Here is a 23386-nt window from a genome sequence, read left to right on the forward strand (position 1 = left end):
GATCTGGATCTTGCGCGGGTCGGCGACGCGGAACAATTCAGCGCCTGCAGACACATAGCTGCCGAGTGTGGCATCGGCCTTGGTGATTTTGCCCGAAATCAGGCTGGTCACCGCAAGATACCGGCCATCGCCGGTAATCTTGGCAGCGCCCGCCGCCGATTGGGTGCGCCGTGCCTCTGCTTCGGCCTCGGCCAGCACTGCTTGTGCTGCCTCGAAATCCTGCCGCGCCGTCACCTTTGCCTCATAAAGTTTTTTCTCGCGCGCATATGCGGAGCGCGCTGCAATCAGCCTTGCCGAAGCGGAGCTGCGTTCGGCTGCGATTGCCGACGCATCGCGGCTCTCCAGATAGGCGATGGTCTCGCCCGCGCGCACATTGTCGCCCAGACGCTTGACGACCCTGGTCAGCGCGCCATCGGCACGGGCAGTCAGCACCGCCTCTCCATCCGGTGCGGCAGCGACTACGCCCTGCGCGATGATTTCGGCACCAAGGCCACCCGCCTGCGTAGCTTCGGTCACAATCCCCGCCGCCTTTGCGCGGGCATCGTCCATCTCGACGAGGCCTTCGACATGCCCTTCCTCTTTGCCTTCTTCGCCATGCTCGCCTTCTTCGGCAGGCGCGGTGGCGGCAGACGGGGCGAACACGGTGCGGCCCAGCATCACGCCGCCCCCGCCTAGCACGAGCGCGGCAATGGCGGCCCCTGCGATCAGTTTGTTTCTGTTGGTTTCGGTTTCCATGAGACGGTCCTTCACTGCGCGTTCGCGCGGATGAGCGCGGCGAGCGCGCGAGCGCGGTCGAGCCGCGCTTCGATGAGGTTGAGTTTGGCGGTGGTGAGCGCGGTCTGTGCGTCGATCAGTTCGATCAGCGAAAACTTGCCCGCATTGTAGCCAATGTGCGCGAGCCGCAGCGCCTCCTCGGCCTGTTGCAACCCCAGCCCGGCCAGTGCTTCGTAGCGGACCTCGGCAGCGCCCAAGAGCATCCGTGCGTCATATCGCGCACGGTTGGCATCAATCCGCGCGAGGAGCAGTGCGGACGCGGCGGCGTTGCTCTCCGCGCCAGCCGCTTCGATGTTGCCCCGGTTGCGGTCGCGGATGGGAAGCGGGATCGAGATTCCGGCGACCAGCGCAGTATCGCCGCTCTCGCGGAACCGCCGCACCCCGCCGCTCGCCGTAATGTCCGGTACCGCGTCCGAACGTGCGAGTTGCACCCTAGCGCGGGCCGCTTCGCGCTCTGCCGTCGCCAATTGCTCGTTGAGGCTTGTAGCGTCGGGGGCAGGCGCAGCAGGGGCGGCGTCCTCGCTGGCGGTCGCGGTCAATTCGGGATCGTCGCTGCCGATCAGACTGCCGAGCAGCCGGCGCGCGGTCAGCAACTCGCTAAATGTCCGCGCCTGCTCCGCCCTGGCTTCGGCCAGCAGCGATTCCGCGCGAAGCTGGCGTAGCGGCGGATCGCGTCCGGCATCGACCAATATCCGCGCAGTGCGCGCCAGCTCTTCGGCGGCTGCCGTGTTGTCGCGTGCCAGCACGGCACGGTCTTCCGCCGCGCGCAGTTCGGCATGGGCCGTGCGAATATCGCGTTCGAGATCGGCCAGCGCCGCCTTGTAGGTCAGGAAGGCGAAATCGCGTTCGGCCCGCGCGACGCCAAGCCGCGCGCTGCGCTTCCCGCCGAGTTCGATCCGCTGGCTCAGAGCAAGCGTCGCCTCGGTGCTGCGCAGCCCCTGAAACGCGCCCGACCCTGCAAAATTCTCGACCTCAAGGCTGAGTTCGGGGTTGGGCGCAACGCCCACCTGCCGCGCCCGCGCTTCGGAGGCGTCGGCGAGCGCCTTGGCCTGGGCCGCACGGGGCGAAGTCTGGACGCCTTGGGCTAGGGCGTCGCCGAGCGCGATGGGCTCGGCTTGAGCGGCTTGCCCGCAGGCGGCGATTGCGCCCGCAAGCAGTAACGCTCGCAATCTGGAAATCATTGAAATTCTCCTGAACCTTGAACGGGTCGCGCGGCATCATGCCGCGCGGGCGGTCAGGTTCAGGCGGCGGGCGGCTCGGTCGGCGGAGCCTGTGCGAAACTAGACATCGCGGGGCTGGTAGCGAGCGGGATCAACTCACCCGCTGCAAGCCGCTCCGAAGTCACCGCATGCCCCTCATAGGCAAGTGCGACGCTGCAATGATGATGCACCACCGCATGGCAAGGCAAATCGCCATCATGATCGGGGGCTTCGTGATCGCTGTGGTCCACGTTGGTTAGCATGTCATTGGCATGGACTTCTCTCAAATCCTGTGCGTGGGCGGTCGCAGGAACGATCACCGCGCTGAAAATCAGCGCGAGAAGCACAAATAGATTGGTAGTCCGACCCCGCATGACCTTGCGGTTAGCAGTCGCCGCACGGCGGGGCAAGAAAACTGCCCCTCCCGCCCGCCACTTATCTTGGCGAGAAGATCGTCGGCAATCGGCATCGACTTGAACGCGCTCACATTCGAGCGCCCGGAATTACCGATGGGAATGCGCCCTGTCAGCGCGCCGAGCGGCGCGAGTGCCAGCCGGACAAGTTGCCCCGCCGCTTCCCGCCAATCGCGCAAATCGAAAGCGAAGCCGAGCATGGCCCAATGATTGGCGAGATGCGGCCCCAGATAGGGTTGCGAGATGATATGCGCACGTTCGAGCGCAACCCACGCGGCGGTATTGTCGCCCGAAGCGCGGGCAGCGTGATAGGCAGCCATTTCTGCGGTGATCAGCAGTTCGGCACGTTCGCGCATCAACATCGTCATGCTCGACCGCCAATCCCGATCCAGCGCGGGATCGACGCACGAAACTCGCGGTAGTGTTGTCCGAAGCTCGCTTCCAAATGCGCTTCCTCAACACGGACTTGTACCGCGCATGACCCGATGAAGACCGTCAGCGCCGCCCAAGCCCATGCGGCGTTTGCAGTCAAAGCGGCAGCTACGCCTTGCAGGATCATTCCAACAAAGATCGGATTGCGGCTGAACTTGAACAGACCATGCGTCACAAATAGCGGTGCGTCGCCTTGCCGCACCCCGACGCGCCATGCGCGGCCCATTTGGACCTGGGCAACGATTACGATGAAGCAGCCTACCAGCGCGAGAATTGCAGCCAGCACGGCAACGGCGAGCGAACTGCCGGATGCAGGAAGCGCCGATGCCAGAACCAACGCGGCAACGCTCAAAGCGAAACTGACTCCGGCGATGCGTTGAATCCCAGTGGCAGACATGAAGGCAAAGGCGCGGTCACCGGTGCGTCGCCGGATGGCAACCGCGCGCAGTAATGTCGCGGCGACGACGGCGATGATCGACAAAAAGGGGAGGGCTTGAAGCATGACGTTACGACTGCCCCGCCAGTTCGGGCGTGCGCAATTCTCCGCGCGCCTGCCGCAGCACTTGCACGCCGCCTGTCAGGGCGAGCAGCGCCATAATCGCGGCGACGATCAGGTCCGGGAGCGCGCTCCCGGTGCCGAACACGCCGAGCGCCGCCAGCATCACCGCGACATTGCCAATCGCGTCGTTGCGCGAGCATATCCAGACCGAGCGCATATTGGCGTCGCCGGTGCGGTAGCGAAACAGCATGAGCGCCACGCCGACGTTGGCCGCGAGTGCCAACGCGCCGACCGCCCCCATCGTCGCCGGATCGGGCGATGCGCCGTTTACGAAAGCAAGGACCGCGCTGCCGAATACCCATGCGGCAAAGCCCAGCATGAACAGCGATTTGAGCATTGCAGCGCGGGCGCGCCAAGCGAGCGCCATCCCAACGACGGCAAGGCTCACCGCATAATTGGCCGCATCGCCAAGGAAATCGAGTGCGTCGGCTTGCAGCGCGCGGCTGTCCGCCGCTGCGCCCGCGCCCATTTCGACCAGAAACATCGTCGCGTTGACGACTAGCGCGATCCAAAGAACGCGCCGCCAGCGCGGATCGGCCTTGGCCGTTTCGCTCCCGCAGGCGCTTTCGCAACAATGGTCTGACACGCTCAAATCCTTCTCGACAAATTCCGAGTCGGACAGCTATCTACACCCTGTAGCAACTACAGGGTCAAGACATGAAAATCGGCGAACTGGCGAGCGCCACCGCGACCAAGGTCGAGACAGTGCGCTATTACGAGAAAATCGGCCTGTTGCCGCCGCCCGCGCGCACCTTCGCCAACTATCGCGCCTATGGCACCGACCATCTGGCGCGCCTGTCCTTCATTCGCCGCGCCCGCGATCTGGGCTTCACGCTCGAAGCGGTGCGCGAGCTGTTGACGCTGTCAGATGACAAATCGCAGAGTTGCGAAGCGGTCGATGGCATCGCGCAAACGCATTTGGCCGAGATCGACCGCAAGATTGGCGACCTGACCGCGCTGCGTTTGGAATTGAGCCGAGTGATAGGTTCTTGCAGCCACGGCACCGTCGCCGATTGCAAGATCATCGAGACGATGGGGCCGCGCTGACGGGCTCAGTGGCGGGCATACACCGTGGACGGTCCCGAGCCGAACGCTATGACATTGTAAGGTTGCGCGCGACCGCCCGGGGCTTCCATTCCTGGCGAACCTATTGGCATCCCCGGAACCGCCAAGCCGCGCACACCCTTTGGCTTAGCCTCAAGCACGCGCTTCATGTCCGCAACCGGCACATGACCCTCAAACGCCATACCATCGATCAGGGCGGTGTGGCACGATGCCAATAGCGAAGGCAGGCCAACCCGTCTTTGCAGTGCCGGGTGATTGGCGTCATCGACGATCCGCACATTGCGCCCGAATGCCTTGCGGACTTGTGCCGCCCATTTTTCGCAGCAACCACAACCGGGGTCGCGGTGCATCACCGCCTCGGTCGCGGCCAAGGCTGGCGTTGCAACCAGCGCAATGGCCATCGCTAGGGTGGTTGCCTTCATTTTACTGACTCCTTTTGCAGTCTGAAGATTGAAATGGTTCCCGTTGGCGTGTCGAACGATTGCTCAGCGGTGATCGGCTTGCCGCAAATACGTTCCAGTTCCGCTTCAAGAAATCCGTCGGCATTGGGCTGCGTATTCGCTCGACCATCGACCGATTGCACGACCTTGAACGCCTGACGCATAAGCCAGCGTCCTTGCGCAGCATAGTCGCAGACAATCATGGTGCCGCCCGACTTGGTGGCGGCGAACATGGCGGCAAGACCAACTCGCTTTTCGGCGACCGGTACCTGGTGAAAGACAAGGCTGGAAACGACCTTGTCGAACTGGCCATAATTTCCGGCGTCACGTGCAAAACCACTTTCCCATTCGATGCCTACGCCCGCTTCCCCCGCTTTCTTCCAAGCAATGCATCGCGCGACTTCATCAGGGTCGAGCCCTACAACCATCGTGTCTGGTGCCGCCTGCTTGATCAAGATGGCAAGCGAACCGGTTCCGCAGCCGACATCGAGTATGCGCTCACCGGGCGCAGGTGCAATCGCCTCCAGCAGCGCTGACCGCCAACGCGCTTCGCGCGTGAGCAACGCCAGGAGTCGGTCATAGGCGCTTGTTGGCAGAAAGCGTCCTGCGGCGGGCGTGAATGTTTGGGATCGGGACATCTTTTGGCTATTTACCAGCGGCAGGACCGGAGGCCGGTTGCCCGACCTCCAGCTTTTCATTCACGCCTGCTTCTCGTCGGCATTACAGCAGGCCATCGTCATGCACCGGCCCTCATCAACCGTCACATCGGGCGCGGAATCCGCAATCCAGATGCGACGGTAATTAGGCAAATTTGACTTATTTGGTCCGGGCTGCGGAGAATGGAGCCATTCGAAATGGCCCCTTTTCGGAGCATCAGTCGCAAAGGCCGGGGCACTCGTCCCGACTACCGCGAGTGTTCCGAGCACGAGCGAAATTTTCGTAATCATGATTCGACTCCTCGAATGAGAAAAAAAGGCAGATGCCGGGGGTCGCTTGCCCGTCCCCCGGCATCTTTCGTCAATGCTTCATATCCTTCATGTCATGGCCTTCATGGCCCTGTTCGCCGGATATGGCGTCCTTGTCCTTGCAACAGGCCATTTTGCCCTGTTCGTCCTTCTTGCAGCAACAGCATTCCTTTTTGGGCGCTGGTGCCGGTTCGGCGGCGAAGGCGGCGGTGGACATGGTTAGCGCGAGCGCGCCGAGTAGATATTTGGTTTTCATGATTTAACTCCAATATTAATGTTGAAATGTTGAAATGTTGAAGCGGAGCCAAGGCGCGGGGGCGGTGTCGGTGGTTTGCGCATTGTGCCTGCCATTTGGCGCTGTGACGGCACTAGGACCGCCGGTGCTTTCCAGAACCACGCGCCGAGCGATGACGGTTGCTCGGAAACCGCGAAGGCGCAGGCATGGCAGATTTGTGCTGCCTTACCCTTGTCATGATCGCTCTCGGGTGCGCCCTGATCAGCCATGCTCTCGCAATTTGCGGCCATTATGACGTGCGGTGCTTCGGGTGGGGCTGCGCAGATTGGCGCGGCGCGGAACACCAGCGCCAAGGCCAGAATCATGAGGCTCAGTCCCTTCATGCTGCCCGCCGCTTGCGGCGTATCGGCCAGCGCATGACTAGCAAGATCGTTCCCACCAGCCCCATGACAAGACCTCCAATGGCAAAGGTGAGGAGCCACCATGTATTGAAATTCTCATGGTTCTTCCAGTCCATGATGTGAAGGCTCCAGAAGAAATCGTAGAGCCGCCATGTGCCGGTGCGAACCGCCGAGATTTTGCCCGTGTCGGCGGCTATGAAGACGCTGGTATTGTCGGGATCGGCGAAGGCGACCCGCCATGCCGGAAGCGTGCCGCGATATTCCGGGCTTTCGGCAAGGACGCTAATGACCTTGGCGTCAGGTTTAGCCTGGGCCTTCCACGCATCGCTGGCGATGGCGTGGGCGAGCGTCGCATCGACCGGCGGCAGCGGATTGCCAGAAACCGCATCGAACAGCTTGATGCCGTCCGCCGTCGCCACCTGCGCGACCGGGCGACCGGCAAGCATGACAAACGAGATGCTTTCGACCGGAGCCTTGGCCGATGCGAGCAACTGGGTCGGCGACACGAGATCGGGCGTAGCAGGAACGGCGACAACGCGCTCGCGGTCAACGAGATGCTCGCCGCGCACCTTTTCGATGGGTAGGAAACTCATCAGCACGCCGCTGGAAAACCAGATCAGGAGCTGCGCGCCGATAATGAGTGCCAGCCATTTATGGACACGGCTTGCAGCAAGGTGAAGGCGCGTCCGTTTTCCCATCAGAACCAGATTCTGACGCCTGCAACGACGCTGAGCGTATCCGGGTCATCGCCCGCAAGCCTTGCAAAACGGGCCGTATCGCCGGTTTTCCTGCGCCATTCGACACCGACGTAAGGCGCGAATTCTTGGCGAATCTCATAGCGTAGCCGCAGGCCCGCCTCGAAATCGGTCAGCCCCGAACCGACACCGATTGCCGGAATGTCCTGGAACGACAAATTTGCTTCGATGCGGGGCTGGAGGATCAGTTCCTGCGTCAGCCGGAGGTCATAGGAGCCTTCCGCGCGCGCGCGGACCTCGCCTTTGTTGGACAGAAAGGCTGCGGCTTTGTTTTTGAACCATGAGGGGGCAGCCCATTCGTGACCTGCCGCGGCGTAGGGGCGGGAGGGGTCTGGCCGGATGTCGTGGCGAATTCCTGCCTGCAAGTTCCAATAGGGCGCGATGGCGCGCGAATAGAGCGCCTGCAATTCGAGATCGTCGATGGTTTTGCCGAAAACCCCTTCGCCTTCAAACTTCACGCCGAACCGGTTGATATTGCCGCCGGTGAAGACTTCGCCCTCGAACCGGTAGCTTTCGTGGCCCTTGTGAAAGCCGACTTCGGCAAGATCGAGTATGACCAGCGAATAGCCCATGCCGCCGACCTCATAGGCCAGTTCCTTGCGGGACTGCGACATTACGTCCGCGCCATATATGGAATCGGCTACGTGATCGCCCGGCGGGGCCGGGGCGGGTGCGCTGCCGACTTCGCCGTCCTGCTCGGCATTCGGCATTGACCCCATATCGTGGCCCGCATGGGGATCGGCAGCGGGCGCGGGTGCATCTGTCTTGGGCGTGCAATGGCCCATTTTCGCGTGCTCAGGCGGGCAAGCGGGATCGACAGCCTGCGCGGGCGCGGTCGGGTTTTCTTCCATCCCACTCATATCGTGACCGGCATGAGGGTCGGCCTCGGCAGGCGGGGTTTTTGGCTTTTCCGGCTCGGCAGCCATGTCATGCTGCCCTTGATGCGCCTGCGCAAAGGCGGAACCCGGCAAAGCAAGACCGGCAGCAATGGCAAGAGCGAGCTTCATTCGCCGCTCTCCTCATGCCGCACGGTAACCACCCTGAACATGCCCGCGTGCATGTGCATCAGCATGTGGCAGTGAAAGGCCCAGTCGCCCATTGCGTCAGCCGTGAAATCGAAGGTCACTTTTGCGCCGGGCAGCACATTGATGACATTTTTGCGCGGATATTGGCCCTTTTGGCCGTTCACCACTTCGAAGAAATGGCCATGCAGATGAATTGGATGCGGCATCATCGTGTGGTTGATGAGGTTCACCCGCACCCGCTCATTGTGGCGGAAGGGCAGCGGTTCGGTCTTCTCCGAATATTTCACGCCGTCCATCGACCACATATAGCGTTCCATATTGGCGGTCAGATGGACGTCGATTTCGCGCGACGGCTTGCGCTGGTCAGGATTGGGTTCGAGCGCGCGGAGCTGGCTGAGCGTCAGCACGCGGTGCGGCACCTTTTCCAGGCCGGTTGGGCGCTCGGCATTGCGGTCCAGCGGAGTGGGCGCGAGGCTGGCGACACCCGGCCCCATCTTGACCTGCGGCGCGACCGAAGGATCGCGCATGTTCATGTCGCCATGATCCATCGCCGCCATATCATGCCCCATCGCGCTATGGTCCATTCCGGCCATGTCGCCCCCGCCATGATCCATGCCCATGTCCTTCATGGTGAGCAGCGGGCGTTCGCGTAGTGGCGGGATGGGAGCCGTCATCCCCATTTGCGGCGCAAGTGTCGCGCGGCATTGGCCCGAACGGTCGATGCTTTCTGCGATAAAGGCGTAGGGGATCGCTTCCTTGGGTTCGATAATCACGTCCCATGTCTCGGCGACGGCAATCTGGAACTCATCAGTCTCGACGGGTGTCAGTGGCAATCCGTCCGAGGCCACCACCCACATCGGCAGGCCGGGAATGCGAATGTTGAAATTGCTCATCGCTGCCGCATTGATGATCCGCAGCCGCACCCGCTCACCGGGTTGGAAAATACCTGTCCAGTTGCCCATGCTGTCATGGCCGTTGATCAGGTAATGGTAGTAAGCGCCGGTCACATCGGCGATATCAGTCGGGTCCATCAGCATCTGGCCCCACATCACTCGCTCGGACAGCGGCTGATCCTTGCCCTTCAGCAAACCCCCAAATGTCTGCTTCCGCTTGTTGAAATAGCCTGCCTTCTGCTTCTGTTTCTTGAAGTTGGTGTGGGCGTGCTGGAAACTCCAATCGGAAATCACCAGCACATGCTCGCGGTCATATTTGATCGGGTCTGCGCCCGCCGGATCGACGATCAATGCGCCATACATGCCCATTGCTTCCTGCATATGGCTGTGGCTGTGATACCAATAGGTGCCGTGCTGCCGCATCGGAAATTCGTAAGTGAAGCTCTCGCCGGGACCGATGCCGGGGAAGCTCACCCCCGGCACGCCGTCCATCTGGAAAGGCAACAGCATTCCGTGCCAGTGTACCGACGTGTCTTCGGATAATGTGTTGCGCACGACCAGCTTGATATTCTGCCCCTCGCGAAGCCGGATCAGCGGCGCGGGCAGCGTGCCATTGACGGTATAGGCATGGCCTGTTTTCTTGCCGAGGCGGAAGGCCGACTGGCCGACGCTTAGCTCAATTTCAGGGCCGTTGAGCGTCCCCGGCTGTCCGGCAACAGCGTGCAGCCCATGTGACCCGCTCTTCGCCCAAGCCGGGAACAGCTCGCCAAGCGCCATTGCGCTCCCGGCCATTGTCGCGCCCTTGAGCAGCGAGCGGCGATTCATGGGATTTTGCATCGGAAGCGATATGTCGGTTGCCATATCCTCTTTACGCACGCCTTGCCGCCACCCCTCAATCTTCTCCCAAGATTTCGCCCAACCGGCCCCGCGCACGATAGAGCCGGGTTTCGACGGCCTTTTCGCTGACCCCCAGAACCTCCGCCGCTTCGGCCTGGCTAAGTCCCTCGACCGTTCGCAGCACCAGCACCTCGCGCAAGCGGTGCGGCAAGCGGGCCATTGCTTGCATGACGTGCGCCAGCTCGGCTCGGTCGAACGCTTCTGCATCGGGCAAGGGCTGTTCGGCAGCCACGGCGAGGCCGTCCTCCATCGGGGCTGCCCGCGTGAAGAAGCTGCGCACCGCACGCCGCCGCGCCCAATCGCGGCATTTGTTGAGCGCAATGCGCGAAATCCATGTCTGAAAGGATCGCCCCGGATCGTAAGATTTGAGTGCCGCGAAAGCGGAAACGAAGCTCTCTTGCGTCAGGTCCAGCGCTTCATCGGCATCACCGATGGTGCTGCGGATCAGGCGATAGACCGGCAATTTATAGCGCGCCAGAAATTCGCGGAAGCTAGCCTCGTTTCCGCCGAGCGCAAGCGCCCTCAGCTCGGCATCGCTGCATTCGGAGAGATCGAGGCTCACTTACTCTGTGAAGGCTGGGCTTCGGCGGTTAGCGCCTTGACCACGGTCGCATCGAACATGCGCGCCTGTTCGGGATTGAGGACGGCGCGCATGGCAAAAAGATGCTCGAGCGTCTCTTTCTGGAGTTCGCCCATGACATGGTGGCTATGATCGACCGCCGCTGTCACTTGCGGGCCATAACCATGCTCGGCCTCAATGGCGCTCGCGAGCCTAGCGTTCGCAGCGCGCATTTCCAGTTCGAGCGCCTTGCGCCGGACGGCGAAGCGCGCCTCAATGGCTTCGATCTTGGCATGTTGCGCAGGATCGAGCTTCAACCGGCTGTGCAGCAGGGCATGGAGCTCGGTTTCGCTAGGGCGCGGCTGATCGGACACTGCCCGGCCGATGAAAACACCCGCCAACGCCGCCGCGAAAGCGACGACCGCAATCAGCGTAATCCGCTTCCAGCCTACCATTCAGCGCGGGTCCAGCAGCGTCGAAGGTGCCAGCACGCTGTTGCTGGCGAACGGGGATAGCGGGGGCGCAGCAACTGCGGGACTGCCCGATATGCTGCCAGCGGCGACGCCGGTGCCAAGCGACAGCAGCGCCGCCAGCGCGAGCAGGCGCGGCCCGGTCGCTTGTTCGCGGCGGCGGGTGGCGAGTGCAGCCAACACCGCATCATCCAGCGCGCCTAATGCGTCAGGCACGGGTGCATCGCGCAAATGGGGCAAAAGATCGTTCATAACCGCAACTCTCGACAAAGTTCTAAATCCTCATACGCATCGGATGATCTCACCCCTCATAACAGGCGAGGCGACATTGCGTGAGGGACGATTGCTGCCCGTGCGTATTTCCTCTGAAAGCTCACCACGGAGATACAAATGCTCAAGTTCCTTATTCCCGCTGTCGCCGCTGCGTCACTCGCAATCTTGCCGACGGCGGTGCTTGCTCATGTCAAGCTGACGGCTTCGACGCCCGCTGCGAATGCGACTGTTGCAAAGCCAAGCCGCATTGAACTCAAACTCAGCGAAAGGTTGATCGCACCGACGGTCAAGACCGAGGTTATCATGACCGGAATGCCCGGCATGAAAGATCACCCGCCCATGAAGATGGCGCATACGTCGCAGATGGGTAAGGATGGCAAGTCGATGACGCTTTTGCTCAAGAAGGCGCTGGTGCCGGGAAGCTATACCGTCAAATGGTCGGCAGCTGGCGCGGACAGCCACCGCATGGGCAGCGAGTTCAGCTTCAAGGTCAAGTAAGCGCTTATGCCCGAATGGGTCGGCATTTGCATCAGGTTCGCACAATTTGCGAGCCAGATGCTGCTTGTCGGCATCGCTGCCTTTCCGCTTTATGCCTTGCGGTCAAACGAACGGGCGGATGCAACAGTAAACCTGGCATTGGGCGCGGTCCTACCTATCCTTGCGGCCATCGCATTATGCGCCACAGTCGGCGGATTCATCGTGATGAGTGCCAACATGATGGGCGTGACGCTGGCTGAGATCGACGGAACGATGCTCCTGTCGATGGTGAGCGAGACCGACGCAGGCCGTGCCGCACTTGGGCGGCTGGCGGCATTGGTTACGGCCCTGTTGGTGCTTGCCTGGCGCACCGACCGGACAGGTTTTCGGCTGTGCGCCGTCGCGGTACTTGGCGCAGTGTCGCTTTCAACGCTTGTCTGGTCGGGCCATGCCGCTGCGACGGAGGGCGTGGCCGGAACGGTGCATCGCGTTTCGGATACCGTCCATATGCTGTCTGCCGCGATCTGGCTGGGAGCAATCCTGTGCTTCCTGTGGCTGTTGCGGTCATCGGACGGTGCAGCATCGTCCGGCAGACCGGCAATTGCGGCGCGCGCACTTGCGCAGTTCGGGCGTATTGGAACCGCTTGCGTTGCGCTGATTATCGCCACCGGAATCGTCAACGGTCAGATGATCGTCGGCTGGAATGGGATCGGCGACAGCCTTGCGGGGCCATATGGCCAGCTTCTGTTTGCCAAGCTGGCTGCGTTCGTCGCGATGCTCGCACTGGCGGCGCTCAACCGGTGGCGCTTGACCCCGGCACTCGCAAACGCCCGGCAAACCGGCGAACCCCGCGCCGAACTTATGGCGATGCGTCGTAGCGTCGTTGTCGAAGCGGCAACGGCGGCGGCCATAATCGCGCTCGTCGCATGGTTGGGAACTTTGGACCCGCTTGCTTAGAACCGCGCTTACGTCTTAGCTCACTTCATCCGCGTCAGCTTCAAACGCCCGCTTGCCCTTGCGCTTCCACAGCATCAGCGCCTGGTCGCGTTCATCGCCCCGCAGCTTGGTGGCGACGGTGAGGAACGCGCCGTAGAGCGTGGCGCGATCATCGTTGGTGAGTTCGACCAGATCGGCCTTCACGACAAGGCCGCCCAGTTCGATCAACTGCCGCGTCCGCTCGCGCCGTTTGACCTGCCATTCGCGCATGTCGGTGCGGGCCTTTCGCGCTTCAAGCCGATGCCGCGCCGCTGTCAGTCGCCTGAGCGCCTTCGGACAAGCGTTCAGTTCGCGTTCCACGCTTGCGCGCTGTGCCTTGAAAGAAAGCCGCGCCGCGTTTGCGCCAGCTCTCCTTTCGTGCGCCGTCGTTGGTTTCCTTGATTTCAAGCAACGCGCCCGCGAGCGTTTCCGCGTCCCGCGCATCCGCGCCGGTGGCGATGACCAGCTCGCCAAGCTGTTGGACGCGGCGCTCTTTCAGTTGCTTCGCTTTGTCGGCGAGCACCTTCAGTTCCGAATCGATGTCTATGGGTTTGCGCATCTATTGTCTCCATCGAGTGGTGATGCGCCGAATATAAAGCTGTGCTTTGCGCTTTGCAGTAATGGCGTTGGGACAGTCTGAAACCACCTAGTCCCGAACAGGATTTTATCATGGGAGGGCGCGCTTATACGTCGTGCCGACGTGCGCTTGGTGGCGTAGATGGATTGCCGTCATGGCGATCTTCCACCTCTCGGTCAAAGTCATCAGCCGCGCGAGCGGGCGCAGTGCGGTGGCGGCGGCAGCCTATCGCGGAGCCGAACGGCTGCACGATGAGCGTCTCGACCGCGACCATGACTTCACCAACAAGGATGGCGTCGTCCATTCCGAAGTTATGCTGCCCGAGGGCGCGCCGCCCGAGTTCGCTGATCGCGAAAAGCTCTGGAACGCGGTCGAGGCTGCGGAGAAGCGCAAAGACGCGCAGCTTGCGCGCGAGGTCGAGTTCGCGATTCCGCGCGAGTTGAACAAGCAGCAGGGGATCGAACTGGCGCGCGATTTTGCCCAAGCCGAGTTCGTTGAAAAGGGCATGATCGCCGATCTCAATGTCCATTGGGATATAGGCGCGGACGGTGAGCCGAAGCCCCATGCGCATGTCATGCTGACCATGCGCGAAGTGAAGGGCGATGGCTTCGGCGCGAAAGTGCGCGACTGGAACAAGGCCGAACTGGTCGAGCAGTGGCGCGAGCGCTGGGCAAGCCACGTCAACGAACGGCTTGCCGAACTCGATATCGACGCGCGGATCGATCACCGCAGTCTGGAAGCGCAAGGTATTGCGCTGGAGCCGCAGGACAAGATCGGTCCCGCCGCCTCACGCATCGGCATTCGCGGCCTTGAAGCCGAACGGATCGAAGAACACCGCGCCATAGCGCAGCGCAACGGCGAGCGGATCATCGCCAATCCGAATGTCGCGCTCGACGCAATCACGCACCAGCAAGCTACCTTCACGAGCCGCGACCTTGCCATGTTCGTGCATCGGCACAGCGACGGGAAAGAGCAATTCGATCTGGCGATTAGTGCAGTGCGCGGATCGCCAGATTTGATTGCTCTGGGTCAGGACGGACGCGGCAACGACCGCTTCACATCGCGCCAGATGATCGATACCGAGCAGCGCTTGCAGCAGGCGTCGCAGTTGATGGCGGAGCGCGAGCGGCACCGCGTCAATGGACACGACCGCGAGGCTGCTTTGGCGCGCGCCGAGGAACGCAGCTTGGTGCTTTCGGGCGAACAGCGCGCAGCGTTCGAGCATGTCACCGATGCGCGCGGCCTCAGCATCGTCGTTGGCTATGCCGGGACCGGCAAGAGCGCGATGCTTGGCGTTGCGCGCGAGGCTTGGGAGAGCGCTGGCTACACTGTTCGCGGCGCGGCGCTGTCAGGCGTTGCCGCCGAGGGATTGGAGCAAGGTTCGGGCATTGCCTCGCGCACCATCGCAAGCCTTGAACATCAGTGGGGTCATGGCCGCGAGCAACTGACTTCGCGCGATGTGCTGGTAATCGACGAAGCGGGTATGGTCGGCACGCGCCAGATGGAGCGCGTGCTGTCTCGCGCCGCCGATGCCGGAGCAAAAGTCGTTCTGGTTGGCGACCCGCAACAGTTACAGGCCATCGAAGCAGGCGCGGCTTTCCGAGCGATCCACGAACGGCATGGTGGCGTCGAAATCAGCGAGGTCCGCCGCCAGCATGACGGCTGGCAGCAGGACGCCACTCGGCGCCTTGCCACCGGGCGCACGGGGCTTGCGATTCAGGCTTACGGTGAACGCGGCATGGTCCATTCAGCCGAAACGCGCGAGGCTGCGCGTAGTGAGCTGATCGACCGTTGGGATCGTGACCGGCAGGCGCGCCCGGACGACACCCGCATCATCCTCACCCACACCAATGACGAGGTGCGCGACTTGAATGAAGCGGCGCGCGGGCGGATGCGCGAGGCCGGTGCGCTTGGCGATGACGCGACCGTCAAAGCCGAGCGTGGCGAGCGGCGGTTCGCCAGTGGCGACCGCATCATGTTCCTGCGCAATGAGCGCAGCTTGGGCGTGAAAAACGGGACGTTGGGAACCATCGAGCAGGCGTCGCCGCAGCGGATGGCAGTGCGCACCGACGATGGCCGCAGCGTCGCCTTCGATACAAAGGACTATTCCCATATCGACCACGGCTACGCCGCCACGATCCACAAGGCGCAGGGTATGACGGTGGACCGCGCACACGTCCTCGCCACGCCCGGCATGGACAGCCATTCCGCCTATGTCGCTTTGTCGCGTCACCGCGACAGCGTGGACCTCCACTATGGCCGCGATGACTTCGCGGACCAGTCGAAACTTGTCCGCACATTGAGCCGCGAACGCGGCAAGGACATGGCGAGCGATTACGAACCGGCGAGAGACTTTGCCGAGCGGCGCGGGATCACCTTCCGCGAGCGCGTCGCCGAGATCGTCCGAAGGATCGTGCCGGAGAAGGCACGGAGCATTTTTGCCAACTTCCGCCCAGCACCCGAAGCGCAGCGCGACATTGCGACCGAACAGAAGCCAAAGGCTGACCCGCTCAACATGCAGCGCAACGTCGAACGCTACGCCCGTGCCATTGAGGACATCGGGCGAACGCAGGCCAAAGGCTTAAACGCCATGCCGCACCAGATTGCCGCGCGCGATAAAGCCCATACCGCCCTCAATAACTTGAAGGCCAACGCAGGTCGAGACTTAGCATCTGCCTTCCGGCAGGAACCGGAACTTGTCGGCCAAGCCGCCAGCGGACGCACCGCCAATGCCATCCGCGCCATGCAGCTCGAAGCCGAAATCCGCACCAACCCGCAAATGCGCGCCGACCGCTTTGTGAGCGACTGGCAGCGACTCAACCACCAGCGCGAGCTGTCTTTCCGCACCGGAGACTATCGTCGCGCCGACGCCACCACGGCTAGCATGGGGGCAATGGCAAAAGGGCTGGAGCGCGACCCGCAAGTCGATTCGCTTCTGCGAAACCGCAAGGTCGAGCTTGGCATCCACGCCAGCGCAACGGGCGGCATCGCCCGCCAGCTCAACGATTACCTCGGCCTCGGTCGCGCCCGCGACTTGGGCATCAGTATGTAAAGGAGAAGAACGATGGAACCAGACGTGATTGCCGCGAAGCCGCCGGAGATCGAAAGCAACGATCCTGCCAGCAAGGAATTCCGAAAGCTCAAACGCGAAGTCGGCTTGTTGCGGATTGCGGTCGAGAAGCTCGCCGATGAACCGGCGAGCATCGTCATTCCCGACTATACCGAGACTTTGGAAGGCATTTCCGAGCAGATGCAGGCTACCGCCGATCAGCTCGCCAAATGGGCTGAGAAGCCCGCTTTGCGGCTGACGCCCCAAGCCTTGAGCGATGCCATCGTCAAGGCTGGCACCGACGCACGAGCGGACGACCATTCGGCGCTCGCAAAAGCGACCAGCACCATGCGGGAAACGGAGCGCCGAATCGCCGACGTGGTTGTATCGGCCCGAACCGCCGAAGAGCAGCGCACTTGGCTATGGCGGGCCGGGTTGATCGGTGCAGTCGTTGGCTCTTTCGTCGCCATCGCCCTGCCGGTCTTCGCCATAACCGCTGCGCCAGAAAGCTGGCATTGGCCTGAAAAGCGCGCGACGAGCATTTTGGGCGGCGATATGTGGTTTGCGGGCGAGCGCTTGCAGGCCCGCGCCGACCAAGATCGCTGGCTGTTACGATCAGACTTCGAGCGCATGACCGAAAGCAGCCGCGAGCGTATTGCCAATTGCCTGAACGCGGCGGCCAAGGCTCAGCGGCCCACGAAATGCGAAGTAACCTTGAAGCCGCCGACTCCGGAGGCCCGGTAGCGGGTGTTTACAGGGCCGGTGCAGCGCGAGTTGGCGGCCACCGTCGTTCGTTTCCGTGCAACCCGTTTTCATTCACCCTTTCCTGACCGCGCGCGGTCGAGCGTCAATGTCCGGCCCGCGCCGGTGCGCCAGCGCACCCGTGTAGGACATGACGCCCGACCTTGATCGCGCGGCTTTGCGGAGGGTGGCAACGAGCCACACGGACACGAAAGGATTTCATCATGGCACGCACAACTTCAACCGCAGCAACAGCCGAACCCAAGACCCCGGCCTTCCAAGCCTGGCATGTCACCAACAAGGGCGACGACAGTTTCTGGACCAAGGTTGGAGCCGCATGGCCCCACCGCGACGGCAAGGGGCTGTCGCTCATCCTCTCGGTCATCCCGATCAGCGGCCAGATCGTCCTGCGCGAACCGCAGCCCCGGCAGTGAAGGCCAATCGGGGCGCGTCAAACGCGCCCCGAATCCTGTTGCTTCACTGCGCTGGGGCGTTCATCGACAGTCCGAGGCGATGTCATCGCGCCCCGAATTGCTCCACCAAATCCCGATCAAAATGTGGGAACGATTGTGGGATAAAATTTCAAAAAATCGCATTTTATTGTGTAAAAACAACAAGATAAAACGCTTGACTGGTGACCCCTACGGGAATCGAACCCGTGTTTCAGCCGTGAAAGGGCCGCGTCCTAACCGCTAGACGAAGGGGCCATCGAAGATGGAAGCGCGCCTTTACGGATTCGGTTTGCGCTCGTCAAGGACCGAGTTTGCCCTATTTCAAAGATTTCCGCCGCCCGCCAAAATCAGGCAATGGCGATATCGTCGATGTGCAATTCGGCCTTGGGCGTCGAACCCCAATCGTCAAGGCGGGCGCGCCCTGCAAGCCAGTATTTCTGCCCGTGTTCGCCATGTAGCAGTTGTTGGCCCAACGCACTTTCACCTTGGCGGAAAGCCATGGCCTTAAACGATGCGCCATCGTCGCCCGAAACGATCGCGCGGACATGGTCCTTGCCGACGATATCGCATTTTATGATTCGTACCGGGCCTGTCACTACCCGCGGCCCCGGCCAGCCTGTCCCATAAGGGCCTGCTGCTTCGAGCGTTTCGACCAGCATCGGGTTCAATCCGCGCGGATTGACCATCGCGTCGACTGACAGCGTCTTTTCAGAACCAGCACGCGAAACATCGCCTGCAAGGCGCTCATCAAGCCAATCGGAAAGGGCATCGATCTTGCCAGCCTCCACCGTGAGACCTGCCGCCATGGCGTGGCCGCCACCAGCGACCAACAGCCCGGCTTCGCGCGCTGAAATGATAGCCGCGCCCAGATCGACACCGCTGATCGACCGCCCCGATCCTTTCCCCGTGCCGTCCGCATCCACCGCAACGACAATGGCTGGTTTGCCGAACTTCTCCTTTATGCGCCCGGCAACGATACCGATCACGCCGGGATGCCAGCCTTCGCCCGATACCAATGCGACGGCTCGGTTGTGCTGCATTGCCATCGCGGCTTCGGCGGCCTCCTGCACTTGGGCTTCAATCGCCCGACGTTCTTCGTTAAGCCGGTCGAGCTCCTGTGCGATGAGGCGTGCCTCTTCGGGATCGGTCGTAGTCAGCAGGCGCACACCAAGATCGGATTTGCCCACACGCCCGCCGGCGTTGATGCGCGGGCCCAGCGCAAAGCCAAGGTCCGAGCAGGTCGGTGCGCGATTGAGCCGTGCGGCGGCTGCAAGCGCGTTGAGCCCGATATTCCGCCGTGCCGCCATCACTTTCAGTCCCTGTGCCACAAAGGCGCGGTTCAGGCCTTTCAACTGGGCAACGTCGGCGACTGTTCCCAATGCGACGATATCGAGCAATGCCATCAGCTGCGGTTCTTCGCGGTCGGTAAAATAGCCACGCCCGCGAAGCACGCGTACTATGGCGGCAGCTAGCAGGAAGGCGACACCGACCGCCGCCAGATGGCCGTGCGCGGCAGCGTCGTCTGCCTCGTCGAGCCTATTGGGGTTCACGAGCGCGAAAGCGGTCGGCAGTTCGGCGGCACATTTGTGGTGATCTACGACAATCACTTCCATGCCCGCCTCGCGTGCCTGTGAAAGTGCTTCATAGGCCATCGCGCCGCAGTCGACGGTGACGACAAGTTTGTTGCCAGCGTCTCCCAGCCGAACAAGCGCCTCGCCGGACGGGCCGTAACCCTCGAGCAGCCGGTCGGGGATATAATAGCCTGCCTCCAGTCCCAGTTCGCGGAAGAGGCGGATCAGAAGGGCAGCGCTGGTCGCACCGTCGACATCATAATCACCATAGACAGTCAGCTGCTCGCCGCGCTGAACCGCGTCCGCCAGCCGTTCCGCCGCCACATCCATATCGCGGAAGATTGACGGGTCTGGCATGAAGCCGCGTAGCGTCGGGTTGCGGTGTCGCTCCAGATCGTCGCGTGCCACACCGCGCGCCAGCAGCAATTGGGTAACCAGATCGTCAGGCGTGAAATCGGGGTCGCCTGCATCCGCCCGGGTACCCCTCCATTGCCAGGTTTGGCCAAGGATCGAACGCTGGACGAAGTGTAGGCTGCTCATGCCGCCCTGTTAGACGCTCCCGCCGGCCAGCGGCAAGGGGCAAGGCGTTAAGGAACCAGCACCATCTTCAATGCCCCCGCCTCGCGGCGGTCGAACATGTCATAGGCATCGGCGCCGTGGCTCAACGGTAGGCGATGGCTGATGTAGCGTTCGGGCTTTAGGCGGCCCGATTGCACCAGCGGAAATAGTGCGGGCAATTCCTCGGGCACCGAACAGGTGCCGACGCGGAAGGTCAGGCCGCCGGCAAAGGCCCGTTCAAGCGGGAAGGGGAAGCGGCGGGATTGCTGTACGCCAATCACCGACACCGTCCCGCGAACCCTTACACAGCGTAGCGCGAAATCGACGGTTGCGTCGCTGCCGACCACCTCGACCACGCAATCGAGCCGACGCCCCTTGGTGTCTTCCTTGATGCGCTCCATCGCTTCGTCGGGATGCAGCGCAATCGCGCCGACCGCCTCCGCCAGGGCCCGCCGTTCGGGGATAGGATCGATGGCATAAACCACATGCGCACCCATCACGAAGGCGGCCTCGACCGTCATCAAGCCAATTGGCCCAAGTCCGATCACGCCCACGCTGCTGCCCGGGCGGATATCGGCGTTACGCGCGCCGAACCATGCGGTTGCCATCGCATCGGTCATCATCAAGGCTTGGTCTTCGCTAATGCCGTCAGGGATTTTTACCGCGTTCATGTCGGCGGCGGGCACGCGGAAGGCCTCGGCCTGTACGCCCTGAAGGCGGGCGGACAGCCCGTAACAGCCGCTGGCATTGTTCTCGCAATTATTGACCACGCCCGACAGGCAGGAACGGCAAGCACCACAGCCGACTGCAGCGGGCATCATCACCTTGTCGCCAACCTTCACGCGCGTCACAGCGCGACCGACTTCGACCACTTCACCCACAGCCTCATGGCCTACGCAGAAACCGGTGTCTTCGGAAAAGCCGTGGCCATGATAGATATGCAGGTCGCTGCCGCAGATCGAGCAGGCGGTCATCTGGACGATGGCATCGCGATCGGATTCGAGTTTCGGGTCGGCCATGTCATCATGACGGATGTCGCGTTCGCCGAAATAGCGAAGGGCCTTCATGCCAAACCTTCCAAACGATAGAAGCGGGCTGCTGTGTCCGCAAACAAGTCCGCTTTTTCATCCGCAGAAGCCCCCGCCGCGATGCGTTTGAAGGCGTTCCAAAGGGTCGGATAGTCGGCACCCCAGCGGTCGACGGGGAAGTTGCTTTCAAACATGCAGCGGTTCGCGCCGAACAGTTCGATGCAGCTTTCGACATAAGGTTTCCACGCCTTGGCCAGCGCTTCGGACGACGGACGTACATCCGGCCCCATGCCTTCAAAGCCGGGGAAGGGCATGCCGAGCCCGCCGAGTTTCATGTGGACGTTGGGCAAAGCAGCAAGTTTTGCCATGCTGGCTTTCCATCCGGCAAAACGCTCGTCGCGTTTTCCGGCATAACGGCCAAGCCCAACAGGCGTGCCTACATGGTCGATGACCATCTGCACATCGGGGAAAGCTCGCGCGAGTTCGACGGCTTCGGGCAATTGGGGCTCGACCACCCAGATATCGAGTGAAAGCTGGCGCTTGGCAAAATGCTTCAGCGCCGCGTGAACCGGCGGTGACGCACACAGGTTCGGGGCGGCATGGGCGAGGGGGCCCAACACCGCGCTGTCATCATCGTGCGCCATCATGTGGCGGATGCCACGGAATCGTCCGCCACCCGCCGCCAGATGCGCGTCGAGCACTTCGGCAACAGCATCGCCCAGACCAAGATCTGCATGCCCGACTATTCCGGCGCAGGCGCGGGTCGATCCATAAATCCCGCTCGCGGCCATAGCAGCGACGCCGTTGACGAATTCGGTTTCACCGACCGGCTGCATCGCCTCTGGCCCGTCGGCGCGGTAAAACGCACCGCACTGGACATAGACGGTGCCGATTACGTTATGCCCGCTGCCCGTATCTGCCAGCAATTCGTCGAGCAAGTAGCGTGGTGATTGCCGCAAGATCGTCTCGAACGGGTGCGACATTTCGGCGGGAAGAAACGGCAGGCGCGAGCGCCAGTCCCACAAATGGTGATGCGGATCGATAATCGGCAGATCCGGTTCGAGTATCGCTTCGCTCATATTCTCCGTTCCCGTCCTTCCCAAAATGGTTCGCGCAACTTGCGCTTGAATATCTTGCCCGAATCCTCGCGCGGTAGGCTGTCGGCAAAATCGATCCGGCGAGGCACTTTGTATCCGGTCAGTACCTTTTTGAGTTCGGCCTGCAGCTCTTCGGCAGTCAGCGACACGCCCGGCATCGGCTGCACCACTGCCATCACGCTCTCGCCAAATTCCTCGTCAGGAATGCCGAACACCGCGCAGTCGGCGACGCCAGAAAGCTTGTGTAACTCCGCTTCGATTTCGGCGGGATAGATGTTCGCACCGCCCGAAATGATCATGTCGTTGATCCGGTCGCACAAATAAAGAAAGCCGTCATTGTCGAAATAGCCCATGTCGCCGGGCGTAATCAGACCGTATTTCTCCATCGAAGCACGCTTTTCAGGCGAGTTCTGGTAAGTGAAATTGGTGCCGTGGCGGCCCTTGCCTATGACCTCGCCGATCGTACCCGGCGGCACATCATTCCCGTCCGGATCGACAACGCGCAATGTTACTCCGGGCTGTACCCGACCGACCGACCCCGGATGCGCGAGCCACTCTTCCGACGACAGGCAGGTTACATTGCCCATCTCGGCCGAGCCATAATATTCCCAGATCACCGGCCCCCACCATTCGATCATCGCGCGCTTTACCGGCGGCGGGCAGGGGGCGGCGGCATGGGTTACATATTCGAGGCTCGACAGGTCATATTTGCGCTTCACCTCTTCGGGCAAACGCAGCAACCGGTTGAACATGATCGGTACCATGTTGAGGTGCGTGATGCGTTCATTTTCGATGAGAGCGAGCAGCGCCTCGGCATCGAAGCGTGGGCAAATGACGACATTGGCTCCGACGCGGATTGAGAAGGAGGAATGGGCGTTGGGGGCGCTGTGATAGACCGGGCCGATAACCGCGGTGGTGATCGTCGCCGGGTCGCGTTTGCCCGCTAGCACATCGGTGTAGCCATAAGACCAGCCAAGCATGGTGTTGACCGCCTCGGCCTGCTCGGGCGTGAAGGCCGCGCGGCGCACACCCTTGGGCCGACCGGTGGTTCCCGATGTGTAAATGATCGTGCTTGGCGCCATTTCAGCCTCGCCCGAAAAGGGGGCTGCCGCATCGAGCAACGCGTGCCAGCGCGGCAGCCCTTCAGGCTGACGGGTCTCTGAAATGCCGTAAGCATCGCGGATTTCCGGCGGAGTTTCGACAATGATGACCTGCAGGCCAGCCGGGATCGCTTGCTTGATGGGATCATAGAGGTCGGCATGGATGAGGAGCAGCTTCACGCCGCTGTCGGTCAGCAGGTAATTGGCTTCATCAGGGGTGTAATGCCAGTTCACCGGTACCGGATAGATGCCCAGCATCCCCGCCCCGAAAGCCGCCTCAAAATAAGCGATGTCGTTGCGCAGGTAGAGCGCGATGCCGTCGCCGCTTTCCACCCCCAGCCCTTGGATGACCGTTGCGGCTCGCCGCGCGCGTTCGTCAAACTCTGCCGTGGTCAGTGTGCGCTCG

Annotated in this window: 29 protein-coding genes and 1 tRNA gene; 6 read left to right on the forward strand and 24 right to left on the reverse strand. The window is 62.1% G+C overall.

Annotated elements, in window-relative coordinates; translation table 11 throughout:
- The 6 genes from Q0239_RS12925 to Q0239_RS12950 form a co-directional block, all read right to left on the reverse strand.
- A partial coding sequence (locus Q0239_RS12925) for an efflux RND transporter periplasmic adaptor subunit (RefSeq protein ID WP_298603515.1) occupies positions 1-735 on the reverse strand: 735 nt, incomplete at its 3' end.
- Between the two features lie 11 nt (positions 736-746).
- The gene (locus Q0239_RS12930) at positions 747-1955 is read right to left on the reverse strand and encodes a TolC family protein (RefSeq protein WP_298603518.1); all 1209 of its coding nucleotides are present in this window, start codon (positions 1953-1955) and stop codon (positions 747-749) included.
- Between the two features lie 59 nt (positions 1956-2014).
- Complete coding sequence (locus tag Q0239_RS12935; protein ID WP_298603520.1) at positions 2015-2347, reverse strand: hypothetical protein; 333 nt, start codon at positions 2345-2347, stop codon at positions 2015-2017.
- Entirely contained in the window at positions 2305-2754 is a 450-nt protein-coding gene (locus Q0239_RS12940) for a DUF3703 domain-containing protein (RefSeq protein ID WP_298603522.1), read from the reverse strand. The genes Q0239_RS12935 and Q0239_RS12940 overlap by 43 nt, the downstream gene beginning before the upstream one ends.
- Entirely contained in the window at positions 2751-3320 is a 570-nt protein-coding gene (locus tag Q0239_RS12945; protein WP_298603524.1) for an isoprenylcysteine carboxylmethyltransferase family protein, read from the reverse strand. Before Q0239_RS12945 ends, Q0239_RS12940 begins: the two co-directional genes overlap by 4 nt.
- A gap of 4 nt (positions 3321-3324) precedes the next feature.
- Positions 3325-3963: a cation transporter gene (locus Q0239_RS12950; protein ID WP_298603526.1), complete on the reverse strand. Its 639-nt coding sequence runs from the start codon at positions 3961-3963 to the stop codon at positions 3325-3327.
- A gap of 71 nt (positions 3964-4034) precedes the next feature.
- On the opposite strand from Q0239_RS12950, the gene Q0239_RS12955 reads away from it, so the two are divergent.
- On the forward strand, positions 4035-4424 hold the full coding sequence (locus Q0239_RS12955; protein WP_298603528.1) for a helix-turn-helix domain-containing protein: 390 nt from the start codon (positions 4035-4037) through the stop codon (positions 4422-4424).
- A gap of 5 nt (positions 4425-4429) precedes the next feature.
- On the opposite strand, the gene Q0239_RS12960 is transcribed toward Q0239_RS12955, so the two are convergent.
- The 11 genes from Q0239_RS12960 to Q0239_RS13010 form a co-directional block, all read right to left on the reverse strand.
- The gene (locus tag Q0239_RS12960) at positions 4430-4864 is read right to left on the reverse strand and encodes a DUF411 domain-containing protein (RefSeq protein ID WP_298603530.1); all 435 of its coding nucleotides are present in this window, start codon (positions 4862-4864) and stop codon (positions 4430-4432) included.
- A complete protein-coding gene (locus tag Q0239_RS12965) occupies positions 4861-5520 on the reverse strand; it encodes a class I SAM-dependent methyltransferase (RefSeq protein WP_298603532.1) in 660 nt (219 codons plus the stop codon). Before Q0239_RS12965 ends, Q0239_RS12960 begins: the two co-directional genes overlap by 4 nt.
- A gap of 60 nt (positions 5521-5580) precedes the next feature.
- Entirely contained in the window at positions 5581-5829 is a 249-nt protein-coding gene (locus tag Q0239_RS12970) for a hypothetical protein (protein WP_298603534.1), read from the reverse strand.
- A gap of 70 nt (positions 5830-5899) precedes the next feature.
- Entirely contained in the window at positions 5900-6103 is a 204-nt protein-coding gene (locus Q0239_RS12975; RefSeq protein WP_298603536.1) for a hypothetical protein, read from the reverse strand.
- The gene (locus tag Q0239_RS12980; protein WP_298603538.1) at positions 6100-6465 is read right to left on the reverse strand and encodes a hypothetical protein; all 366 of its coding nucleotides are present in this window, start codon (positions 6463-6465) and stop codon (positions 6100-6102) included. The genes Q0239_RS12975 and Q0239_RS12980 overlap by 4 nt, the downstream gene beginning before the upstream one ends.
- The gene (locus Q0239_RS12985; RefSeq protein WP_298603539.1) at positions 6462-7181 is read right to left on the reverse strand and encodes a PepSY domain-containing protein; all 720 of its coding nucleotides are present in this window, start codon (positions 7179-7181) and stop codon (positions 6462-6464) included. Before Q0239_RS12985 ends, Q0239_RS12980 begins: the two co-directional genes overlap by 4 nt.
- On the reverse strand, positions 7181-8245 hold the full coding sequence (locus Q0239_RS12990) for a copper resistance protein B (protein WP_298603541.1): 1065 nt from the start codon (positions 8243-8245) through the stop codon (positions 7181-7183). Before Q0239_RS12990 ends, Q0239_RS12985 begins: the two co-directional genes overlap by 1 nt.
- Complete coding sequence (locus tag Q0239_RS12995; protein ID WP_298603543.1) at positions 8242-9981, reverse strand: copper resistance system multicopper oxidase; 1740 nt, start codon at positions 9979-9981, stop codon at positions 8242-8244. The genes Q0239_RS12990 and Q0239_RS12995 overlap by 4 nt, the downstream gene beginning before the upstream one ends.
- Before the next feature lie 67 nt (positions 9982-10048).
- Positions 10049-10615: an RNA polymerase sigma factor gene (locus Q0239_RS13000; protein ID WP_298603545.1), complete on the reverse strand. Its 567-nt coding sequence runs from the start codon at positions 10613-10615 to the stop codon at positions 10049-10051.
- Positions 10612-11067, reverse strand: coding sequence for a periplasmic heavy metal sensor (locus Q0239_RS13005; protein ID WP_298603547.1), 456 nt, complete (start codon positions 11065-11067; stop codon positions 10612-10614). The genes Q0239_RS13000 and Q0239_RS13005 overlap by 4 nt, the downstream gene beginning before the upstream one ends.
- On the reverse strand, positions 11068-11334 hold the full coding sequence (locus Q0239_RS13010; protein ID WP_298603549.1) for a hypothetical protein: 267 nt from the start codon (positions 11332-11334) through the stop codon (positions 11068-11070).
- Between the two features lie 138 nt (positions 11335-11472).
- Here Q0239_RS13010 and copC point away from each other — a divergent pair, with 138 nt between their 5' ends.
- Together copC and copD are read left to right on the forward strand one after the other, a co-directional pair.
- The gene (gene copC, locus Q0239_RS13015) at positions 11473-11853 is read left to right on the forward strand and encodes a copper homeostasis periplasmic binding protein CopC (protein WP_298603551.1); all 381 of its coding nucleotides are present in this window, start codon (positions 11473-11475) and stop codon (positions 11851-11853) included.
- Positions 11854-11859: 6 nt separating this feature from the next.
- Complete coding sequence (gene copD, locus Q0239_RS13020) at positions 11860-12789, forward strand: copper homeostasis membrane protein CopD (protein WP_298603553.1); 930 nt, start codon at positions 11860-11862, stop codon at positions 12787-12789.
- 15 nt (positions 12790-12804) lie between these two features.
- On the opposite strand, the gene Q0239_RS13025 is transcribed toward copD, so the two are convergent.
- Both Q0239_RS13025 and Q0239_RS13030 read right to left on the reverse strand, forming a co-directional pair.
- Positions 12805-13038 carry a conjugal transfer protein TraD gene (locus Q0239_RS13025; RefSeq protein ID WP_298603554.1) on the reverse strand — a complete coding sequence of 78 codons (234 nt, stop codon included), beginning with the start codon at positions 13036-13038 and terminating at the stop codon, positions 12805-12807.
- A 22-nt stretch (positions 13039-13060) separates the two neighbouring features.
- On the reverse strand, positions 13061-13366 hold the full coding sequence (locus Q0239_RS13030; protein ID WP_298603556.1) for a conjugal transfer protein TraD: 306 nt from the start codon (positions 13364-13366) through the stop codon (positions 13061-13063).
- Positions 13367-13538: 172 nt separating this feature from the next.
- On the opposite strand from Q0239_RS13030, the gene traA reads away from it, so the two are divergent.
- From traA to Q0239_RS13045, 3 genes are all read left to right on the forward strand, one after another.
- The gene (gene traA / locus Q0239_RS13035; protein WP_298603558.1) at positions 13539-16436 is read left to right on the forward strand and encodes a Ti-type conjugative transfer relaxase TraA; all 2898 of its coding nucleotides are present in this window, start codon (positions 13539-13541) and stop codon (positions 16434-16436) included.
- Between the two features lie 12 nt (positions 16437-16448).
- Positions 16449-17177, forward strand: a complete 729-nt coding sequence (locus Q0239_RS13040; RefSeq protein ID WP_298603560.1) for a DUF6118 family protein — start codon at positions 16449-16451, stop codon at positions 17175-17177.
- Between the two features lie 221 nt (positions 17178-17398).
- Positions 17399-17608, forward strand: coding sequence for a hypothetical protein (locus Q0239_RS13045; RefSeq protein ID WP_298603562.1), 210 nt, complete (start codon positions 17399-17401; stop codon positions 17606-17608).
- Positions 17609-17806: 198 nt separating this feature from the next.
- Here the strand turns inward: Q0239_RS13045 and Q0239_RS13050 are convergent.
- The 5 genes from Q0239_RS13050 to Q0239_RS13070 all read right to left on the reverse strand — a co-directional run.
- Positions 17807-17881, reverse strand: a tRNA-Glu gene (locus Q0239_RS13050).
- Between the two features lie 92 nt (positions 17882-17973).
- Positions 17974-19737, reverse strand: a complete 1764-nt coding sequence (gene recJ / locus Q0239_RS13055; RefSeq protein WP_298603564.1) for a single-stranded-DNA-specific exonuclease RecJ — start codon at positions 19735-19737, stop codon at positions 17974-17976.
- Positions 19738-19784: 47 nt separating this feature from the next.
- On the reverse strand, positions 19785-20822 hold the full coding sequence (locus Q0239_RS13060; RefSeq protein ID WP_298603566.1) for an alcohol dehydrogenase family protein: 1038 nt from the start codon (positions 20820-20822) through the stop codon (positions 19785-19787).
- Entirely contained in the window at positions 20819-21862 is a 1044-nt protein-coding gene (locus tag Q0239_RS13065) for an amidohydrolase (protein ID WP_298603568.1), read from the reverse strand. Before Q0239_RS13065 ends, Q0239_RS13060 begins: the two co-directional genes overlap by 4 nt.
- Positions 21859-23386 (reverse strand): acyl-CoA synthetase (locus tag Q0239_RS13070; RefSeq protein WP_367276104.1); only part of this gene is annotated, 1528 nt, incomplete at its 5' end. The genes Q0239_RS13070 and Q0239_RS13065, both read right to left, overlap by 4 nt.

The organism is uncultured Sphingorhabdus sp., assembly GCF_937872355.1.
Lineage (GTDB): Bacteria > Pseudomonadota > Alphaproteobacteria > Sphingomonadales > Sphingomonadaceae > Sphingorhabdus_B.

What these genes read in the sequence shown, in the direction of transcription:
- Q0239_RS12935 (WP_298603520.1), bottom strand. Translation starts at nt 2,347, where the DNA reads ATGCGGGGTCGGACTACCAATCTATTTGTGCTTCTCGCGCTGATTTTC.
- Q0239_RS13045 (WP_298603562.1), top strand. Translation starts at nt 17,399, where the DNA reads ATGGCACGCACAACTTCAACCGCAGCAACAGCCGAACCCAAGACCCCG.
- traA (WP_298603558.1), top strand. Translation starts at nt 13,539, where the DNA reads ATGGCGATCTTCCACCTCTCGGTCAAAGTCATCAGCCGCGCGAGCGGG.
- Q0239_RS12965 (WP_298603532.1), bottom strand. Translation starts at nt 5,520, where the DNA reads ATGTCCCGATCCCAAACATTCACGCCCGCCGCAGGACGCTTTCTGCCA.
- Q0239_RS13060 (WP_298603566.1), bottom strand. Translation starts at nt 20,822, where the DNA reads ATGAAGGCCCTTCGCTATTTCGGCGAACGCGACATCCGTCATGATGAC.
- copD (WP_298603553.1), top strand. Translation starts at nt 11,860, where the DNA reads ATGCCCGAATGGGTCGGCATTTGCATCAGGTTCGCACAATTTGCGAGC.
- Q0239_RS13030 (WP_298603556.1), bottom strand. Translation starts at nt 13,366, where the DNA reads ATGCGCAAACCCATAGACATCGATTCGGAACTGAAGGTGCTCGCCGAC.
- Q0239_RS12995 (WP_298603543.1), bottom strand. Translation starts at nt 9,981, where the DNA reads ATGAATCGCCGCTCGCTGCTCAAGGGCGCGACAATGGCCGGGAGCGCA.
- Q0239_RS12955 (WP_298603528.1), top strand. Translation starts at nt 4,035, where the DNA reads ATGAAAATCGGCGAACTGGCGAGCGCCACCGCGACCAAGGTCGAGACA.
- Q0239_RS12930 (WP_298603518.1), bottom strand. Translation starts at nt 1,955, where the DNA reads ATGATTTCCAGATTGCGAGCGTTACTGCTTGCGGGCGCAATCGCCGCC.
- Q0239_RS12940 (WP_298603522.1), bottom strand. Translation starts at nt 2,754, where the DNA reads ATGACGATGTTGATGCGCGAACGTGCCGAACTGCTGATCACCGCAGAA.
- Q0239_RS13005 (WP_298603547.1), bottom strand. Translation starts at nt 11,067, where the DNA reads ATGGTAGGCTGGAAGCGGATTACGCTGATTGCGGTCGTCGCTTTCGCG.
- recJ (WP_298603564.1), bottom strand. Translation starts at nt 19,737, where the DNA reads ATGAGCAGCCTACACTTCGTCCAGCGTTCGATCCTTGGCCAAACCTGG.
- copC (WP_298603551.1), top strand. Translation starts at nt 11,473, where the DNA reads ATGCTCAAGTTCCTTATTCCCGCTGTCGCCGCTGCGTCACTCGCAATC.
- Q0239_RS13040 (WP_298603560.1), top strand. Translation starts at nt 16,449, where the DNA reads ATGGAACCAGACGTGATTGCCGCGAAGCCGCCGGAGATCGAAAGCAAC.
- Q0239_RS12990 (WP_298603541.1), bottom strand. Translation starts at nt 8,245, where the DNA reads ATGAAGCTCGCTCTTGCCATTGCTGCCGGTCTTGCTTTGCCGGGTTCC.
- Q0239_RS12975 (WP_298603536.1), bottom strand. Translation starts at nt 6,103, where the DNA reads ATGAAAACCAAATATCTACTCGGCGCGCTCGCGCTAACCATGTCCACC.
- Q0239_RS13025 (WP_298603554.1), bottom strand. Translation starts at nt 13,038, where the DNA reads ATGCGCGAATGGCAGGTCAAACGGCGCGAGCGGACGCGGCAGTTGATC.
- Q0239_RS12985 (WP_298603539.1), bottom strand. Translation starts at nt 7,181, where the DNA reads ATGGGAAAACGGACGCGCCTTCACCTTGCTGCAAGCCGTGTCCATAAA.
- Q0239_RS13065 (WP_298603568.1), bottom strand. Translation starts at nt 21,862, where the DNA reads ATGAGCGAAGCGATACTCGAACCGGATCTGCCGATTATCGATCCGCAT.
- Q0239_RS12980 (WP_298603538.1), bottom strand. Translation starts at nt 6,465, where the DNA reads ATGAAGGGACTGAGCCTCATGATTCTGGCCTTGGCGCTGGTGTTCCGC.
- Q0239_RS12945 (WP_298603524.1), bottom strand. Translation starts at nt 3,320, where the DNA reads ATGCTTCAAGCCCTCCCCTTTTTGTCGATCATCGCCGTCGTCGCCGCG.
- Q0239_RS12970 (WP_298603534.1), bottom strand. Translation starts at nt 5,829, where the DNA reads ATGATTACGAAAATTTCGCTCGTGCTCGGAACACTCGCGGTAGTCGGG.
- Q0239_RS13010 (WP_298603549.1), bottom strand. Translation starts at nt 11,334, where the DNA reads ATGAACGATCTTTTGCCCCATTTGCGCGATGCACCCGTGCCTGACGCA.
- Q0239_RS12960 (WP_298603530.1), bottom strand. Translation starts at nt 4,864, where the DNA reads ATGAAGGCAACCACCCTAGCGATGGCCATTGCGCTGGTTGCAACGCCA.